Consider the following 14,504-nt stretch of genomic DNA (forward strand, 5'->3'; position numbering starts at 1 on the left):
CGTCTCGTATGAACACGTTTAGTAATTACTGTACATCGGCGGGTCAAGTGCGCAAGGATGGGTTTGCGGCCGTCTTCGCCGCGGGAGCTGAGGGAGTAGAGATATGCCAAGAAGCGCGGTCGATCCTGCGCGGGCGGCGGCCACCAAGAGTCTGCGCCAGGAGGCCGGACGCTGGCTGAAAGCCGGCCGCGAAGCCGCCGGGCTCACCCAGGCCGAACTGGCGGGGCGTGTCGGCTTGCGCTACTACACCTTCGTCTCGCAGGTGGAGAGCGGCCTTGGCCGCGTGCCGATCGAGACGCAAGGCGCCTGGGCGCAGGCGATCGGCCTTGATCCTGCCGAATTTGCTCGCACCTTGCTGCGTTACTACGAGCCGGAGCTCTTCCGGCTGTTGTTCGGGGACGCCGCTCAGGATGCGCCGGTCGCGCGCCTGGCAGGCAGGGGCTAGGGAACCACCGTCGTCATGGACAACGTCGTCCCGTTCACGCCGCGGCCCAGCGCCGGCGGCGGATGGACCGCCGCCGAACGCGAGCGGCTGTCCGAACTGGCCGACCGCCTCGCCGCCGACGGGGCGAAGGTCGAGGTCGTCTACGGCGTCACCGACGAGGGCGATCCCTGGTGCGTCATCAAGGACGACCAGGAAGAGGTGCTGATCCACGTCGCCCGCATCAACGGCCAGTTCGTGATCCACGACGCCTCGGCCGACGCGATCCAGGAGGGCGAGACCCTCTGGGCCGCGTGCGATCGCCTGCTGGGCGGCGACTGGCGCGAAGTCCGCGACGACGTGGTCGTCTCGCTCAGCGCCCGCCAGGTGCAGACCTTCATCGCCCTGGTCGTCGCCGCCACCTTCATCCATGAGGTCGACGACGCCGCGGCCGCCACGCCGCCGGCCGTCGACCACGCCGAGCCGGCCGCCGCCGGGCCCCTGGCCGCCATCGCGGTCGCCGCCCAGCCCGCCTCCGACGACGTCCAGCGCCAGGATCTGCTGGCGCCCCAGGCTCACGGCCCGGGCGAGGAGCCGCCGCCCGCCTCAGCCGCCGGCGCGGAAGCCTCGATCGAGACGCCGCAGCAGCAGCCCGCCGCAGCGGCCGCCGACACGACCCAACCCGCCGCGGTCGCGGCGCTGGACGCCTCTCTGGACGCGCGCGCCGAGACGTCGGGCGCGCCGGAGACCGACGCCGGCGGCGAGGTGATCCAGGGCGGCGACGGCGGCGACACGCTGCAGGGCGGGGCCGGCGACGACACCCTCTCCGGCGGCGCGGGCGACGACAGCCTGATGGGCGGCGCCGGCGCGGACCGTCTCTATGGCGGCGAGGGGAACGACACCCTCGACGGCGGCACGGCCCCCGAAGGCCGCTTCGACGTTCTCGACGGCGGCGCGGGCGACGACCAGATCCACCTGACCGCGACCACGATCGCCATCGGCGGCGCCGGCGCGGACGAATTCGTGCTGAAGGGGCCGCCGTCGGCCGGCGGCCTGATGGGCGTGGTGCTGGACTTCTCGCAGCGCGAGGGCGACCGCCTGACCTTCCAGGGCAAGAACGTCAGCGTGGTCTCCCGGACCGAGCAGCCCGACATCGCCGAGGGCTTCCACACCTCCACCAACATTGCGGCCACCGCCCGTCCCGGCCAGCGGTTCGACGTCGACCTGGACAACGACGGCAGGGCCGACGGCTACGTCCTGGTCGGTCACGCGCGCAACCTCGACGGAACCCACGCCCCCGGTCCGGCGGTGGTGGAGTCGGCGATCTGGGGCGATCCCGACGACTACGCCGCCTGGAAGGCCCAGCAGTCGCCGGACGACGGAAGCTTCATCTAGCTAGCCGGCGATGGCCGCGGCGTCGCGGTCGCCGGTGCGGATGCGCAGCGCCTGCTCCAGGTCCAGCACGAAGACCTTGCCGTCGCCGATCTTGCCGGTGTTGGCGGTCCGCGCCACGGCCTCGATCACCGCCTCGACGATGTCGGAGGGCACGGCGATCTCCAGCTTCACCTTGGGCAGCAGCTTCACCTCGTACTCGGCGCCGCGATAGACCTCGGTCTTGCCGCGCTGGCGGCCATAGCCGCGCACCTCGGTGACAGTCAGGCCCGAAGCGCCCGCCTCGGTGACGGCCTCCAGCACGGCGTCCAGGCGGCTCGGCTTGATGACCGCGACGATCATTTTCATGGCGCTACTCCAGACTTGGAACCGTTGGCTGACAGCCCCCAAGCTAGGCCCCAAGCCACACCGTGTCCAAGCGCTTGTCTAACTCGGAGGTTCCTGCGCCCGCGAAACAGGCGCCCGGCTGGCCGGAAGCGGCGAAAGGCCCGGCCTGACGGCAGGCGCGCGCACCCGGGCGGTCTTGGCCTTCACCGCGAAGGTCTCCTTCACCGCCTCGGTCAGCACCAGCCCGGCGAAACCGGGCCACAGGCGCGAGCCGGCCTGCTCGAAGCCCTCGGCCCAGCCGGCCATCCAGGCGACCGGCGGCACGTAGAGCGCGCGGGTCCAGCCGGTCGGCTCCAGCTCGGCCTCGCGCAGCAGGTCGGCGAGCTGGCTGCGGGTGTAGGGCCGCCCGTGCCCGAAGGGCGTGCGCTCGGCGTTGGCCCACAGGCCGTTGCGCGCGGCGGTGACCACCACCACCCGGCCGGTGGGCGAGAGCACGCGCCACACCTCGCGCAGCAGCGCGATCGGGTCGGGGCTTTCCTCCAGGGCGTGGACCGCCAGGATCCGGTCGAAGAAGGCGTTCTGGAACGGCAGGGCGTCCTCGGCCGACAGGCAGGCCAGGTTGGCGCCCTCGGCGGGCCACAGCTCGACGCCCTGCTGGGCCGGCATCGCCGCCACCACCCGGCGCGCCGCCGGCCGGATCGAGCCCAGGAACGGCGTCGCATAGCCCAGGCCCAGCACGTCCAGGTCGCGGGCGTCGTCCCAGGTCTCCAACACCTTGCGCGACACCATCTCCCGGGCCGCGCGGCCCAGCGGAGTGGCGTAGAACTGGCGGAGTTCGAGGACGTCGCGACGCATGCTGTGCAAGACTTAGGCTCGACTTGGCCCGCTGCCGACCCTAAATCGCAAGGACCCCGACAAGAAGGCCAGGAGAGACACGTGTCGATCACCGTCCACCAATTCCCCTGCCTGTCCGACAACTACGGCTTCCTGGTGCGCGACGACGCCACCGGCCTGGCCGCCTGCATCGACACGCCCGAGGCCGCCGCCATCCTGCGCGAGCTGGACACCCTGGGCTGGAAGCTGGACCTGATCCTCAACACCCACTGGCACCCCGACCACGCCGGCGGCAACGCCGAGATCAAGGCCGCCACCGGCGCGACCGTGGTCGGCCCCCAGGAGGTCGAGCGCATCGGCCAGGCCCCCGACCGCATCGTCGCCGGCGGCGACGGCGTCACGCTGGGCCAGACCCGGTTCGAGGTGATCGAGAGCGGCGGCCACACCCTGGGCCACATCGCCTATTTCGACGCCGCCGATCATGTCGCCTTCGTCGGCGACACCCTGTTCGCGCTGGGCTGCGGGCGCCTGTTCGAGGGCACGCCCGAGCAGATGTGGGCCAGCCTCCAGCGCCTGGCGGCCCTGCCCGACGACACCAAGGTCTATTGCGCCCACGAGTACACCGCCTCCAACGCCCGCTTCGCCCTCTCGGTCGACGACGACCCGGCGCTGAAGGCCAGGGCCGGCGACATCTTCGCGGCCCGCGAGCGCGGCGAGTGGACCGTGCCGACGACGATCGGCCTGGAGAAGGCGACCAACCCCTTCCTGCGCGCGCCCTCGCTCGCCGGGCGCATGGGCCTGCCCGGCGCGAAGGACCACGAGGCGTTCGCCGCGGTCCGGGCCGCCAAGGACAGCTTCAAAGGCTAGAGCTGAACCACGCCATTGTCCTGGATCTCGACCATCCTCTTCCTGCTGCTGGCCGTCGTCGTCAGCGCCCCGCTGGCGCGGCTGGTCCGCATGCCGCTGCCCCTCGTCCAGATCGGCCTGGGCGCGATCATCGCGGTGTCGATGGTGCCGACCGTCGACCTCAAGCCGTCGGTCTTCTTCCTGCTGTTCCTGCCGCCGCTGCTGTTCCTCGACGGCTGGCGGATCCCCAAGGACGACCTGTTCCGCGACGGGGCGGTGATCCTGGAGCTGGCGCTGGGCCTGGTGGTGTTCACGGTCGTCGGGGTCGGCCTGCTGATCCACTGGCTGATCCCGGCCATGCCGCTGGCCGTGGCCTTCGCGCTCGCCGCCGTCCTCTCGCCCACCGACCCGATCGCCGTCTCGGCCATCGCCTCGCGCGCGCCGATCCCCAAGCGGCTGATGCACATCCTCGAGGGCGAGTCGTTGCTGAACGACGCCTCGGGCCTGGTCTGCATGCGCTTCGCCGTGGCCGCCGCCATGACCGGGGCCTTTTCGCTGCAGGACGCGGTCGGCTCGTTCCTGTGGGTGGCGCTCGGCGGCCTGGCCATCGGCGTCGGCGTCACCTGGAGCGTCACCACCGCCAAGAACTGGGTCGCCGCCAAGCTGGGCGAGGACACCAGCGTCCAGATCCTGGTCAGCCTGCTGATCCCGTTCGGCGCCTACATGCTGGCCGAGCACTTCCACTGCTCGGGCATCCTCGCCGCCGTCGCCGCCGGCGTGACCATGAGCTTCACCGAGCAGACCGGCCAGGCCCTCGCCGTCACCCGCGTCCGCCGCGCCGCCGTCTGGGACACCATCCAGTTCACGCTCAACGGCGTGATCTTCGTGCTGCTGGGCGAGCAGATGCCCAGCATCCTGGCCAGGGCCGCCGAGACCGTGCGCGTCACCGGCCACCACGAGCCCTGGTGGCTGATCGTCTACGTCCTGGCGATCACCGCCGCCCTCGCCGCCCTGCGGTTCCTGTGGGCCTGGTTCTCGCTGAAATGGAACATCGCCCGCGCCATCCGCCGCGGCGAGCCGGCCCCGCCGATCAGCTGGCGGCTGATCGCGGCGACCTCGGTCGCCGGCGTGCGCGGGGCCATCACCCTGGCCGGCGTGCTGACCCTGCCCTTCGCGCTGGCGGACGGCACGCCGTTCCCGGCCCGCAACCTGGCGATCTTCCTGGCCGCCGGGGTGATCATCGTCTCGCTGGTGACGGCCAGCGTCCTCCTGCCGCGGCTGCTCAAGAACCTGGAGCTGCCGCCCGAGCCCTCGCACCAGAGCGAGGTCGACAACGCCCGCGTCGAGGCGGCCCAGGCGGCGATCACCGCCATCGAACAGGCCCAGCACGAGATGGCCGAGGGCCGCGCCGACGCCGACCTCTACACCGACGCCTCGGCGCGGATCATGGAGCTCTATCGCGAGCGGATCGACAACCGCCGGCAGGAGCCCGAGGCCATCGAGCTCAACCGCCGCATCGACCTGGTCGAGCGCCAGCTACGCCTGGCCGGCCTGCGCGCCGAGCGCGACGCGATCTTCCGCCTGGCCCGCGCCCGCCGGCTCAACGACGAATCGGCGCGCAAGCTGGTCCGCGAGATCGACCTGCTGGAAGCCCGCTACGGCTAGCCCAGCACCACCACCGAGTCCGACAGCTCGTTGGGATTGTCGCCCTCGCGCGGCGGGAAGTGCTCGGCTAGGATCGCGCCGCACAGGCTGATGGCGTCCTCGAAGCCGTCGGCGGGGCGGCCCGCCTTGAAGCCGTCCATCAGCCGCTGCATGGCGCCTTCCCAGGCCGCGTCCTGCACCTCGGCGGCGATGCCCTCGTCGGCGATCAGCTCGGCCATGTGCTCGCCGGCCGAGACATAGATCAGCACGCCGGTCCGCTCGCGCGTAGCCTGCAGGTTCTTGGCCAGGAACTGCTCGTGCGCCCGCCGCCGCACCCGCTCGCGCTTCAGGCCGCGCGGGGTCATGAACCGGCGCACGACCGGCATGGCCACTAGGATCGCCACGACCAGGAACAGCACGCACTGCAGCAGGATCGCGCCGCTCAGCGCCGTCCGCGCCGCGGCCTCCGCCGCCGAACTCATCTGGGCCGCCGACCAGCCGCCGCCGATGCTGTCGGGCGCCGAGACGTGGACGCCGGCCGCCAGCAGCACCGCCGGCGCAGCCAGGGCCGCGATCGCCCCCCAGGCGATCGGCACTTCCAGGTACTCCGAGGATTCCGGCGCCACCACGCAGTAGATCTCGCCCGTCGTGCCGGTCTCGGCCGCCTTCACCGCGGCCTCGATGCGGGCGCGGTCCGTTTCGCTCAGCATCCTACCAACTCCCCGAGGCCCCGCCGCCGCCGCCTGAACCGCCACCGCCGCTGAAGCCGCCTCCCCCGAAGCCGCCGCCGCCAAATCCGCCGCCGCCCCAGCCGCTACGGCGGCCGCCGCCTCCCCCGCCGCCGCTGCCCAGGATCAGCGGCAGCCACCACAGGCCGCTGCGGCGACGCCCGCCGAACACTCCGCTGAGCAGCCAGAAAATGATGAAGATGACGACGATCGTGCCGATCCCGATCTCGCCCTCGTTCTGCGGGGACTGCCTGGCCTGCGCCGCCACGGCGCGGGCCTCGTCCTCGGGCAGGGCCAGTTGCCGGACGATCGCGCGGGTTCCGTCGACCACGCCCTCCTCCAGCTTGCCTTCCTTGAAGGCCGGAATGATCTGCTGGTTGATGATCAGGCTCGACAGCGCGTCGGTCAGGACCGGCTCCAGCCCGTAGCCGACCTCGATGCGCACCTTCCGCTCGGACGGGGCCACGATCAGGATCACCCCGTCGTCGCGGTCCTTGTCGCCGATGCCCCAGGTGCGCAGCAACTGGTAGCCGTAGTCCTCGATCTCGTAGCCCTGCAGGTCGGGCAGGGTCGCCACCACCAGTTGGCGGCCGCTCTGGGCCTCCAGGTCGGCGAGCTCGGCGGTCAGCTCGGCCTCGACCTGCGGCGACAGGACGTTGGCGTTGTCGACCACCCGCCCGGTCAGGGGCGGGAACTTCGGCGCCGCCGCGACGGCGGCGCCCACGAACAGGAAAAGGACCAGGACCGCGAGGCTGAAGGCGCCCCGCGGTCCCGCCAGCTTCGTCATTGGGCGTTGGCCGGCGCCGGCGTCGCCGGAGCCATGTTCACCGGCGGTGCGGCCGGCGCGGAGCCGCCGAAGTTCACGCTGGGCGCCGACTGCGCCGCGGCGCTGGCCGCGAAGGTCTGCATCGGCTTGGCCCAGCGGTGCACGGTCCCGGCCCACAGCGCGCCGGGGAAGGTGCGGATCTCGGTGTTGTAGTCCTGGACCGCGGCGTTGTAGTCGCGCCGCGCGATGGCGATGCGGTTCTCGGTGCCTTCCAGTTGGCTCTGCAGGGCCAGGAAGTTCTGGTTCGACTTCAGGTCCGGATAGCGCTCCTGGATCATCATCAGCCGGCCAAGCACGCCCGACAGTTGGTCCTGGGCCTGCGCGTACTTCTCGAACTGGGCCGGGTCGGTGATGGTCGAGGCGTCGACCTTGACCTGGGTGGCCGAGGCGCGGGCCTCGGTGACCTGCGTCAGCACCTCACGCTCCTGGGCCGCATAGCCCTTCACCGTCTCCACCAGGTTGGGGATCAGGTCGGCGCGTCGCTGGTACTGGTTCTGGACCTCGGCCCAGGCCGCCTTGGCCTTCTCGTCCTTGGTCGGAATGGTGTTGATCCCGCAGCCGGCGATCAGCATGGGCGCCAGCACGATCAGGGCTGCGCGCACGAAGCGTTGGCGAAGATTGGTCACGTGAGAGAGCTCCCAAGGCCGCCAAGTCCGAGCTTGGCCCCGCCATCATTGGCCCGAGGCGCGCGGCGGCGCAATCTCCGCGCGATTACTGAGAGGCGCTCGCGCCAGGCCGCCGCGCGGGACCGGCGGGGACTTGGCCAGAACCCCCGAAGCGGTGAAAATTCGCCGGGGCGCGGGGCCCGCGCGGCGAGGATCGGTGAGCGGCCAGTGACGAGCAAGGAAGCATCCGGGACGCGCGCGCTCTACTGGCGGGCCTACGCCCTGATCGGCGGCGCCATCGTCGCGCTCAACGTCGTCAACATGTTCACCGCCTTCCGGGACCGACCGGAGGCCCCGTGGATCATGCCCGCCGTGGAGGAAGCCACCAGCGCGGTCTCGACCCTGGCCTTCATGTGGATCGCCTTCGTCGCCTTCCGAATCGCCCCGCCGGGCGCGCGGCCGGTCTGGCGGATGCTGGGGGTGCAACTGGCCGGGCTCCTGGCCTTCGCCGCCGCCCATGTCACCGGCTTCATGGTGCTGCGGATGCTGGCCTTTCGGGCCCTGGACCTGCCCTTCCAGTTCGACCTGGCCGAACGCTTCGTCTACGAGCTGCGCAAGGACGCGCTCGGCTACACCTTCGGCGTCGCCGGCCTCTGGGCGCTGACCCGGCTCTATGGTCCGCGCCCGGCCGAACCCGCCCCCGCGCCGGCCACCTTCGACATCCGCGACGGCGCCAGGGTCATCCGGGTCCCCGCCGCCGACATCCTCGCGGCGACCTCGGCCGGAAATTATGTCGAGTTCGCCCTGACCGACGGCCGCAAGCCGCTGATGCGCTCCTCGCTCACCGCCGTCGAGGCGCAGCTCACGCCGCTGGGCTTCGTGCGCACCCACCGCTCCTGGCTGGTCAACGCCGCCCGCGTCACCGAGCTGCGGCCCGAGAAGTCCGGCGACTATGCGGTCCGCCTGGGCGACATCGAGGCGCCGTTGTCGCGCCGCTTTCCGGGCGCCCTGGCCCGGCTGCGCGCCGGCTAGGCGCCGTCCTTGGCCCAGGCCCGCGCCGCCTCCAGGTCCTTCAGGTCGAAGGTCCGCACCTCGATCGACAGGAAGGCCGCGAAGAATCGCGCCATCGGCCCCATCCAGCCGTTGTCGGTGACCACCGCGCAGCGCCCGAACGAGTCCAGCCGCGAGAAGCTGTAGTTGAGGTCACGCCACCACAGGCTCGGCTCCATGCCCGCGAAGCTGCGCACCACCTCGACCGCATTGATCTTCTTGTGGGTCTTCAGCAGCGCCTCGATGGCGGCGACCGCGGCCTCGTACCCGGCCCGGTCGATCGCCCCGTCGACCGTCAGCTCGATATAGCCCGCGGCCTCGTCGATCTTGATGTCCAGCATGCCCGTCCTCCTGTCCGGCGAATCTCCGCCTCAGCCGGAAGCAACGCATTGAGGGCGATCAAGGCTTCGGACCGCCGCCAGCTATTTCGGTCCGATGAGATCAATCGAGGCCCGCGCCCTCAGGCCCCCGCCATCTCCCGCAGGTGCGCGCGCTCGTTCAGGGCCACCACGTTCCGCTGGCCGGCGCGGGCGCACATGTAGCGGTGCACGCTGGTGTAGCCCGGCTCGAAGAACAGCCGCGGCGCCATGCCCAGGACATGCGCGGTCCAGACATTGATGACGCCGCCGTGGCAGAACACCGCCACCCGCTGGCCCGGATGGGCGGCGATCACCTCCTCCAGCCCGCCGACGACGGCGGCGCTGAACGCCTCGATGTCCATGGCGTGGTCGCCGGTCGCCATGGCCAGCCACGCCTCGTAGTTCTCGCGCTTCAGCACCTCCATCGGGATGTAGGCGCCGGAGTCGCGGTCGAACTCGGCGACGCCCTCGTGGACGTTGATGGCGTGGCCGAAGCGCTCAGCGAACGGCTGGGCGGTCTGCACGGCCCGGCGCATCGGGCTGGACCACACCGCGTCGGCGCCCTCGTGCGCCAGCCAGTCGGCGACCTTGCGCGACTGGTCGTGGCCCTCGGCCGACAGGTCGGGATCGGCGCTGTCGTCGCGCCGCACCGGCAGGCCATGACGGATGAGGATCAGTTCCATGGTCTCGTTTCCCCTTCGCGCCGGCGCGCCCGGCTTTGCCGCCGTTTATCCCCGAGGTCGGCGTCGCGCGCCAGACTCCGCCTGCGGTCTTGGGGCGCCTCCGACAATCCTGTATATACCGGATAATGCCGCCACCCGACGACATGCTCTGGTTCTGCTTCGGCCACCGCAGCCGCAAGGCGGCGCGGGCGGTGACGCGGGCGTTCAACCTGCGCCTCAAGCCCTTCGGCCTCAACATCAGCCAGTACGTGCTGCTGGGCGTCATCGCCCGGGGCGAGCATCGCTCGATCGCGGCCATGGCCGAAGAGGTGGGGGTCGAGCCCTCGGCCCTGGTCCGCAACCTCAAGCTCCTGGAGGCCCGCGGCCTGGTGGCGGGCGAGGGCGGGCGAGGGCGCGCCGGCCGCCGGCTTGCGGTCACCCCCGCCGGCGCCGACCTGATCATGACCACCCTCCCCGCCTGGCGGCAGGCGCAAGCCGACCTCGCCGCCCGGCTGGACGCCGACGCCGACGAAACCCGTCAGGCCCTGGTGCGCTTGGAACGTGCGGCCCTGGCCCTTGAGAGAGCTGAAAGGTGAGTGAGATGCGTAGAATCGTCGTCACAGGTCAGGGCGTGGTCTCGCCCCTGGGATCGGGAACCGAAACCGCCTGGTCGCGGCTGGTCGCCGGCCAGTCGGGCCTGCGCCGCCTGCCCCAGGACCTGGCCCCCGACGTGCCCGCCCAGGTGGCCGGCATGGCGCCCTCGCGCGAGGAGGACCCGGAAGCCGGGTTCGACCTCGACGCCGCGGTCCCCGGCAAGGACCAGAAGAAGATGGACCGCTTCATCCAGTTCGCCCTGGCCGCCGCCGACGAAGCGGTCGCCCAATCGGGCTGGTCGCCGCAGAGCGAGGCTGAGAAGCATCGCACCGCCACCGTCATCGCCACCGGCATCGGCGGCTTCCCGGCCATCGCCGAGGCGGTGCGGATCACCGACGCGCGCGGCGTGCGGCGGCTCTCGCCCTTCACCGTGCCCTCGTTCCTGGCCAACCTCGCCGCTGGCTGGGTCTCGATCCGCTATGGCTACAAGGGGCCGCTGGGCGCGCCGGTCACCGCCTGCGCCGCCGGGGTCCAGGCGATCGGCGACGCGGCCCGGATGATCCGCGCCGGCGACGCCGACATCGCCGTCTGCGGCGGGGCCGAGGCGACCATCGACCGCGTCAGCCTGGGCGCCTTCGCCGCCGCCCGCGCCCTGGGCTCGGCCTTCAACGACGAGCCGGCCAAGGCCTCGCGCCCGTTCGACGCCGCCCGCGACGGCTTCATCATGGGCGAGGGGGCCGGGATCATGGTGATCGAGTCCCTCGACCACGCCCTGGCCCGCGGCGCCCGGCCGATCGCCGAGCTGGTCGGCTACGGCACCAGCGCCGACGCCTATCACCTGACCGCCGGTCCCGAGGACGGCGACGGCGCGGCCCGCTCCATGCGCATGGCCCTGGCCCAGGCGGGGCTGGAGCCCTCGGCCATCGGCCACCTCAACGCCCACGCCACCTCGACCCCGGTCGGCGACAAGGGCGAGCTGGCCGCCATCAAGTCGGTGTTCGGAACCGGCCATGGCCCGGCGATCAGCTCCACCAAGTCCGCCACCGGCCACCTGCTGGGCGCCGCCGGCGGGCTGGAGGCGATCTTCACGGTGCTGGCCCTGCGCGACCAGGTGATCCCCCCGACCCTCAACCTGGAGACCCCGGACGAGGACGCCGCCGGCCTCGACCTGGTGGCCCTGACCTCGCGCCAGGCGAGTTTCGACCACGCCCTCTCGAACGGCTTCGGCTTCGGCGGCGTCAATGCGAGCGTGATCTTCAAGCGCTGGCAGGGCTGAGGCCCGCGCCGCCCGGCGCATCCAGAAGATGTTTCCAGGCCGCCCGTCCGCACCCCTGGGTGCGGATCGGCGGCGCCGTGCCCTCCAGCTTCCCCAATATGGGGAACTGCGGCCCTTCCGTTCAGAAGTTGTTAGCTATCCAAGCGCGGGTATCGGCCTTAGTTGTCCAGCTTAGCGTCGTGACCACCCCATGAAGAATCTCAATATAAGGCGTCCCGATTGCGCCGACCACGCATCAACACCGTCGTATACCCGACGTAGTCTGATCTGGATTTTACATGGCGTTACAATACGCCGTCCGGGACGGCGCCAATGACGATCATCAATTTCCCGACGGATCGTCTTCGTTCGCAGCACACCGCCGCCGAGAAGGCCCGAATGCTTATCGCCGTCGTCACCAGCCTGCGCACGATCGGCGAACCGGCCACCGTCGATGAACTGGTCGACGCGATGCGCCCGCGCCTGCCGCAGGTCGAGACCAGCCGCCTGAAGTCCGGCGTCCAGGCCCTGCTGCGCGAGTACGCCGAGCCGGCCTCGGCCACGCCCTTCGCCTGCCCGCCCTTCCGCCGCGTGCTGCTGGGCCGGGCCGAGGCCTGGGCGTTCAGCAAGGCGTTCCGGACCGAGCTGACCAACAGCGGGCTCGAGATCCGCCTGCGGCCGCTCGCCGAAGACCGCGACGCCTGACGCGGCGGCTCCGATGCAGGACCCCAACGACATGTTCCTGGCGCGGCTGAGCGGCAACTACCTGCTGCGCACGCTCGCCAACACCAGCGAGGTGTTCGAAGGCGACATGCTGCTCGCCATCGTGTTCATGGCCATCGGCCAGGCCACGGTCAGCCACCTGCCGGTGGAGCGCCACGCCGGCCAGTTCGGCCCCGACGGCATCGCGCCCGACGACCAGCGCCGCCCGGTCAGCGCGCTCTCGATCGCCGAGTCCCTGAACATCCCGCGCGAGACCGCCCGGCGCTATGTCAGCCGGCTGGTGGACCTCGGCTACTGCGCGCGCGTCAGGGGCCGGCGGGTGATCATCCCCGGCGACGTCTACCGCCGCCCCGAGGTGCAGCACGCCTTGCAGAGCAACCGCCGCGATCTCCAGATGATGATCGCCGCCATCCGCCGCGGCGGCCTGCTCAGGGACGAGACGGCCGAGGAATCGCCACTCTAGCGCCGCTGGGCCGCGCTGGCGTCGCGCAGCGGCTTGAACTCCGAGCCGTCCTTCCAGTTGGGCCAGGCCCGGCCGCCGGCCAGCGCCTTGCCCATCTCGTAGAACAGCGCCACGTCCTGGGCCGCGCCGCGCAGGTCCCAGTCCGCCGACCAGGCGTCGCCCGTCGTGTGATAGGCGCTGGCCGTATAGTCGCTGACCCACTTGTCGCCGGCCGCCCGGCCGCCGTTCACCAGGTCGGCCCCGCCGCCCAGCCCCATCAGCAGCAGCACCGGCACGCCCTTGCGGGCCAGCGAGAAGTGGTCGGCCCGATAGAACAGCGCCCGCTCGGGATGGGCGTCGGGCGTCACCGTCCGCCCCTGGGCGGCGGCGGCCTTGGCCAGCATGTCCTCCAGCGCGTTCTGCCCCGCCCCGATCAGCACCACGTCCTTGGAAAGGCCGTTGGGCTGCAGCACGTCCATGGTCAGGTTCGCGACCATGGTCTCCAGCGGCACGGTCGGGTGGACGCCATAGTATTCCGACCCCAGCAGCCCGCGCTCCTCGGCCGTCCAGGCCGCGAAGACCAGGGTGCGGTCCGGGGCCGGCCCGGCCTTGAAGGCGCGCGCGATCTCCATGGTCCCGGCCACGCCGATGGCGTCGTCCAGCGCGCCCGGCCGCACCGTGCGGCCCTGGGCGTCGGGCGCGCCCAGACCATAGGCGTCCCAATGGGCGGCGAACATCACGCTTTCGTCCGGATGCCGCGCGCCGGTGATCTTGCCGATGACGTTGCGGCTGACGATCTGGTCGTGCGTCAGGCCGTAGCTGGCCGAGAAGCTGGTCCCGGCCAGGGCGACCGGCTGGAAGTCGGCGCGCCGCGCCCTGGCCTTCAGCGCATCGAAATCCTGGCCGGCGGCGGCCAGCAGCTCGCGCCCGGCCTCCCCGCTCAGCCAGCCCTGCAGCAGCACCTTCTCCTTGGCCGGATCGGCGCGGACGATGTCGAAGCCCTCGCCGTTCGAGGCCCGCACCGTGCTCCAGCCATAGCCCGCGCCCGGCGCCTCGTGGATGATCAGCGCGCCGACCGCCCCGCGCCGCGCCGCCTCCTCGAACTTGTAGGTCCAGCGCGCATAGTAGGTGGCCGCCTGGCCGCCGAACTTGCCCGCCACCGGCTCACCCGCCTGGGCCTCGAAGTCGGGATCGTTGATCAGGAAGACCGCGACCTTGCCGGTCAGGTCGACGCCCTTGAAGTCGTCCCAGCCGCGCTCGGGCGCGGTGACGCCGTAGCCGACGAAGACCAGCGGCGCCTTCTCGATCTCCACCCTGTCGACGGGCCGCAGGGTGGTGGCGGTGACGTCGACGTTGCGCTCCAGCGTCCGGACCACGCCCTTGAGGTCCAGCGAGAACACCCCGCCCTCCTTCAGTTGCGTGCGCAGCAGCGGCACGTCCTGGGTATAGGCGCCCGCATCCCCGGCCGGCTCCAGCCCCAGGGCCTTGAACTCCGCCACCAGGTACTCGACCGTCCGGGCCTCGCCGGGCGTCCCGGGCGAGCGGCCCTGGAACTCGTCCGAGGCCAGCACCCTGGTGATCGACGACAGCCGCGCCGGATCGATCGGCTCCTGGGCCAGGGCGCTCGTGGCGAGCAGCGACAGGGCGAGCGACAGCGCGACGGTGCGGATCATGGGAACTCCTGGAACTTGAGCGCCGAAACCTACAGCAGGTGTTTGCCCCGACCAAAGCAGACCCAGATGTGTCATCAAGTCAGTTGAGTTTTTGGGGCTGTTAGGTCTCTGAGGACGGCGTTT

Annotated in this window: 17 protein-coding genes; 9 read left to right on the top strand and 8 right to left on the bottom strand. The window is 71.5% G+C overall.

The genetic code is table 11. The features are described 5' to 3' along the window. Positions 1–103: 103 nt before the first annotated feature. Together RTL41_RS20205 and RTL41_RS20210 are read left to right on the top strand one after the other, a co-directional pair. On the top strand, positions 104–445 hold the full coding sequence (locus RTL41_RS20205) for a helix-turn-helix transcriptional regulator (protein WP_312167078.1): 342 nt from the start codon (positions 104–106) through the stop codon (positions 443–445). 15 nt (positions 446–460) lie between these two features. After that, positions 461–1,816, top strand: a complete 1,356-nt coding sequence (locus tag RTL41_RS20210; protein WP_312167080.1) for a hypothetical protein — start codon at positions 461–463, stop codon at positions 1,814–1,816. Here RTL41_RS20210 and RTL41_RS20215 read toward each other — a convergent pair whose 3' ends face one another. Next, positions 1,817–2,161 (bottom strand): P-II family nitrogen regulator, encoded by a 345-nt coding sequence (locus RTL41_RS20215; RefSeq protein WP_312167082.1) that lies wholly within the window; start codon positions 2,159–2,161, stop codon positions 1,817–1,819. Positions 2,162–2,239: 78 nt separating this feature from the next. Then, positions 2,240–2,995 carry a methyltransferase domain-containing protein gene (locus RTL41_RS20220; RefSeq protein ID WP_312167084.1) on the bottom strand — a complete coding sequence of 252 codons (756 nt, stop codon included), beginning with the start codon at positions 2,993–2,995 and terminating at the stop codon, positions 2,240–2,242. Positions 2,996–3,076: 81 nt separating this feature from the next. On the opposite strand from RTL41_RS20220, the gene gloB reads away from it, so the two are divergent. Both gloB and RTL41_RS20230 read left to right on the top strand, forming a co-directional pair. Continuing rightward, positions 3,077–3,841, top strand: coding sequence for a hydroxyacylglutathione hydrolase (gene gloB / locus RTL41_RS20225; RefSeq protein WP_312167086.1), 765 nt, complete (start codon positions 3,077–3,079; stop codon positions 3,839–3,841). A gap of 15 nt (positions 3,842–3,856) precedes the next feature. Next, on the top strand, positions 3,857–5,485 hold the full coding sequence (locus RTL41_RS20230) for a Na+/H+ antiporter (protein WP_312167088.1): 1,629 nt from the start codon (positions 3,857–3,859) through the stop codon (positions 5,483–5,485). On the opposite strand, the gene RTL41_RS20235 is transcribed toward RTL41_RS20230, so the two are convergent. From RTL41_RS20235 to RTL41_RS20245, 3 genes are read right to left on the bottom strand one after another with little or no spacing between them, the layout of a single operon-like run. Next, a complete protein-coding gene (locus RTL41_RS20235; RefSeq protein WP_312167090.1) occupies positions 5,482–6,174 on the bottom strand; it encodes a TPM domain-containing protein in 693 nt (230 codons plus the stop codon). The two genes, RTL41_RS20230 and RTL41_RS20235, sit on opposite strands and share 4 nt — an antisense overlap. Position 6,175: 1 nt before the next feature. Next, positions 6,176–6,979: a TPM domain-containing protein gene (locus tag RTL41_RS20240; protein ID WP_312167092.1), complete on the bottom strand. Its 804-nt coding sequence runs from the start codon at positions 6,977–6,979 to the stop codon at positions 6,176–6,178. Further along, a complete protein-coding gene (locus RTL41_RS20245) occupies positions 6,976–7,590 on the bottom strand; it encodes a LemA family protein (RefSeq protein ID WP_312167108.1) in 615 nt (204 codons plus the stop codon). Before RTL41_RS20245 ends, RTL41_RS20240 begins: the two co-directional genes overlap by 4 nt. A 261-nt stretch (positions 7,591–7,851) precedes the next feature. On the opposite strand from RTL41_RS20245, the gene RTL41_RS20250 reads away from it, so the two are divergent. Continuing rightward, on the top strand, positions 7,852–8,655 hold the full coding sequence (locus RTL41_RS20250; RefSeq protein ID WP_312167094.1) for a LytTR family DNA-binding domain-containing protein: 804 nt from the start codon (positions 7,852–7,854) through the stop codon (positions 8,653–8,655). Here the strand turns inward: RTL41_RS20250 and RTL41_RS20255 are convergent. Together RTL41_RS20255 and RTL41_RS20260 are read right to left on the bottom strand one after the other, a co-directional pair. Continuing rightward, positions 8,652–9,014, bottom strand: coding sequence for an STAS/SEC14 domain-containing protein (locus RTL41_RS20255; protein ID WP_312167096.1), 363 nt, complete (start codon positions 9,012–9,014; stop codon positions 8,652–8,654). The two genes, RTL41_RS20250 and RTL41_RS20255, sit on opposite strands and share 4 nt — an antisense overlap. A gap of 119 nt (positions 9,015–9,133) precedes the next feature. After that, positions 9,134–9,715 carry a histidine phosphatase family protein gene (locus tag RTL41_RS20260; protein WP_312167097.1) on the bottom strand — a complete coding sequence of 194 codons (582 nt, stop codon included), beginning with the start codon at positions 9,713–9,715 and terminating at the stop codon, positions 9,134–9,136. 125 nt (positions 9,716–9,840) lie between these two features. On the opposite strand from RTL41_RS20260, the gene RTL41_RS20265 reads away from it, so the two are divergent. From RTL41_RS20265 to RTL41_RS20280, 4 genes are all read left to right on the top strand, one after another. Further along, the gene (locus RTL41_RS20265; RefSeq protein ID WP_312167098.1) at positions 9,841–10,290 is read left to right on the top strand and encodes a MarR family winged helix-turn-helix transcriptional regulator; all 450 of its coding nucleotides are present in this window, start codon (positions 9,841–9,843) and stop codon (positions 10,288–10,290) included. Between the two features lie 5 nt (positions 10,291–10,295). Continuing rightward, a complete protein-coding gene (fabF, locus tag RTL41_RS20270; protein ID WP_312167100.1) occupies positions 10,296–11,564 on the top strand; it encodes a beta-ketoacyl-ACP synthase II in 1,269 nt (422 codons plus the stop codon). A 378-nt stretch (positions 11,565–11,942) separates the two neighbouring features. After that, positions 11,943–12,248: a hypothetical protein gene (locus RTL41_RS20275; RefSeq protein WP_312167102.1), complete on the top strand. Its 306-nt coding sequence runs from the start codon at positions 11,943–11,945 to the stop codon at positions 12,246–12,248. Between the two features lie 13 nt (positions 12,249–12,261). Continuing rightward, positions 12,262–12,729, top strand: a complete 468-nt coding sequence (locus RTL41_RS20280) for a hypothetical protein (protein ID WP_312167104.1) — start codon at positions 12,262–12,264, stop codon at positions 12,727–12,729. Here RTL41_RS20280 and RTL41_RS20285 read toward each other — a convergent pair. Beyond that, complete coding sequence (locus RTL41_RS20285) at positions 12,726–14,381, bottom strand: M28 family metallopeptidase (RefSeq protein ID WP_312167106.1); 1,656 nt, start codon at positions 14,379–14,381, stop codon at positions 12,726–12,728. The genes RTL41_RS20280 and RTL41_RS20285 overlap by 4 nt on opposite strands. Positions 14,382–14,504: the final 123 nt, after the last annotated feature.

This window comes from Phenylobacterium sp. (assembly GCF_031984885.1).
Classification (GTDB): Bacteria; Pseudomonadota; Alphaproteobacteria; order Caulobacterales; family Caulobacteraceae; genus Phenylobacterium.

What these genes read in the sequence shown, in the direction of transcription:
- RTL41_RS20240 (WP_312167092.1), bottom strand. Translation starts at nt 6,979, where the DNA reads ATGACGAAGCTGGCGGGACCGCGGGGCGCCTTCAGCCTCGCGGTCCTG.
- RTL41_RS20255 (WP_312167096.1), bottom strand. Translation starts at nt 9,014, where the DNA reads ATGCTGGACATCAAGATCGACGAGGCCGCGGGCTATATCGAGCTGACG.
- RTL41_RS20210 (WP_312167080.1), top strand. Translation starts at nt 461, where the DNA reads ATGGACAACGTCGTCCCGTTCACGCCGCGGCCCAGCGCCGGCGGCGGA.
- RTL41_RS20275 (WP_312167102.1), top strand. Translation starts at nt 11,943, where the DNA reads ATGCTTATCGCCGTCGTCACCAGCCTGCGCACGATCGGCGAACCGGCC.
- RTL41_RS20235 (WP_312167090.1), bottom strand. Translation starts at nt 6,174, where the DNA reads ATGCTGAGCGAAACGGACCGCGCCCGCATCGAGGCCGCGGTGAAGGCG.
- RTL41_RS20285 (WP_312167106.1), bottom strand. Translation starts at nt 14,381, where the DNA reads ATGATCCGCACCGTCGCGCTGTCGCTCGCCCTGTCGCTGCTCGCCACG.
- RTL41_RS20215 (WP_312167082.1), bottom strand. Translation starts at nt 2,161, where the DNA reads ATGAAAATGATCGTCGCGGTCATCAAGCCGAGCCGCCTGGACGCCGTG.
- RTL41_RS20265 (WP_312167098.1), top strand. Translation starts at nt 9,841, where the DNA reads ATGCCGCCACCCGACGACATGCTCTGGTTCTGCTTCGGCCACCGCAGC.
- RTL41_RS20280 (WP_312167104.1), top strand. Translation starts at nt 12,262, where the DNA reads ATGCAGGACCCCAACGACATGTTCCTGGCGCGGCTGAGCGGCAACTAC.
- RTL41_RS20220 (WP_312167084.1), bottom strand. Translation starts at nt 2,995, where the DNA reads ATGCGTCGCGACGTCCTCGAACTCCGCCAGTTCTACGCCACTCCGCTG.
- fabF (WP_312167100.1), top strand. Translation starts at nt 10,296, where the DNA reads ATGCGTAGAATCGTCGTCACAGGTCAGGGCGTGGTCTCGCCCCTGGGA.
- RTL41_RS20245 (WP_312167108.1), bottom strand. Translation starts at nt 7,590, where the DNA reads ATGCTGATCGCCGGCTGCGGGATCAACACCATTCCGACCAAGGACGAG.
- RTL41_RS20205 (WP_312167078.1), top strand. Translation starts at nt 104, where the DNA reads ATGCCAAGAAGCGCGGTCGATCCTGCGCGGGCGGCGGCCACCAAGAGT.
- RTL41_RS20260 (WP_312167097.1), bottom strand. Translation starts at nt 9,715, where the DNA reads ATGGAACTGATCCTCATCCGTCATGGCCTGCCGGTGCGGCGCGACGAC.